1 pseudogene is annotated in these 1,411 nt (G+C 35.4%); it reads left to right on the top strand.

What is annotated here, in order from left to right:
• Positions 1-81: 81 nt before the first annotated feature.
• A pseudogene (locus ME1_RS07265) lies at positions 82-1,411 on the top strand (autotransporter outer membrane beta-barrel domain-containing protein); the annotation flags it as partial.

The raw sequence follows: 1,411 nt of genomic DNA, 5'->3' as shown, positions 1-1,411 counted from the left end.
TTAATACTATATTAACCATATTTTAAGATTTTCTATCTCTATTCTAAATGTTTTATTAACAGATAGGAGTAGAGAAGAAATATGGTAAACGTATTTTATAATCATGCGTTTGTATGCGGTTTTACAACGGCTATTCTTTATTTTCTGCAAGTTATAAATGTTAATGCTTCTGAAAGTGATCCAGAATCTTCCTTTTATGAATGCAGTGATGGTAAAACACATACAATCACAAATAAAACCTATCACTTAAAAAATTCTCGAGAAATGTCTTCTCCTCCTGTTGCAGCCATATATGTGGAAAAAAAGGGCACAGTTGTTGAGGCGTCACAGATCACTGTCATAGGTGATAAGCCAAGTGTAGTATTTTCATATGGTGGCTATGTACAAGATGGTGGAGAGCTTATTTTAACGGATTCAAATTTTAAAGATATACCTGCTCTTCGTGCTCACGATGGAGTTATTAAGATGACAGGAGGGAAGATTGAGGGAATTTCACACGCTCTTTTTGCAGCGGAAAAAGAAACAGATGTTTCTTTAGATGGTGTAGATATTGAAATTGCACCAGATAATTTGAATACAGAAGGGGTTGGTCTTATTAGCGGTTTTAATGCGATGGTGCGGATGTCAAACAGCACTGTCACTTTTAATGAGATTGGTTCATTTTCAACACGGTTTGGGGGAAGGTATCTTCTCGATAATATGATTATTAAAGGGGAAGGAAAAAAAAAGCGCTCTAAAGTTAATGCTAGAAAGAAGAGCATAATGCCAGAAGCTTTTGAAATATTTCGAGTTGGAAATGTCCATTTGAGGGATAATACTCTTCAGCAAGCTTTTGAGGTATTTCAAGGTGGAAATGTCCATTTGAGGGATAGTACTCTTCAGCTTACTGATATGCATGGATTTTTAATTAAAAATTATTCTGGTTATGCATATGCTAATGGTCAATTACTTGCAAAGTATGGTATATTGGGCAATTTTAAGAATACAAATATTCAGATTGAAAACTCTCATATTTCTATGCAGGGTGAGAGTGCGCATGGTTTATATTTTCATATATTAGATCCAGAAGAGACTGCAGTAATGTTAAGTCGAAATGATGAAAAACTTTCAGACATGCGAACAATCATCATGGGAGTTTCATCTGTTTTTTTATCGAATACAACTTTTTCAGTTCCAGATGGCACGGCTATTTATGCTACGGGGACCAATGGTTATGGGGCTAAAGGTACTCTGGAGTTATCAGAAGAAACTAAAGTCTCAGGCAATTTGTTATTAAAAGCTGAAAATAACGCCTCTCTTTTTATTAAAGCTGATGCTTCTACCATCATAGGAGGTATACGCACTGAAGATGTTTCTACAGTTAATTTGCAGTTAGCGCATGGCTCGACATGGTTTCTCAAAAAAAGAAAGC

The organism is Bartonella vinsonii subsp. arupensis OK-94-513, from assembly GCF_000278235.1.
GTDB lineage: Bacteria > Pseudomonadota > Alphaproteobacteria > Rhizobiales > Rhizobiaceae > Bartonella > Bartonella arupensis.
Note: the sequence above shows the minus strand (reverse complement) of the source record. Positions and strands in the feature narration are given on the sequence as shown.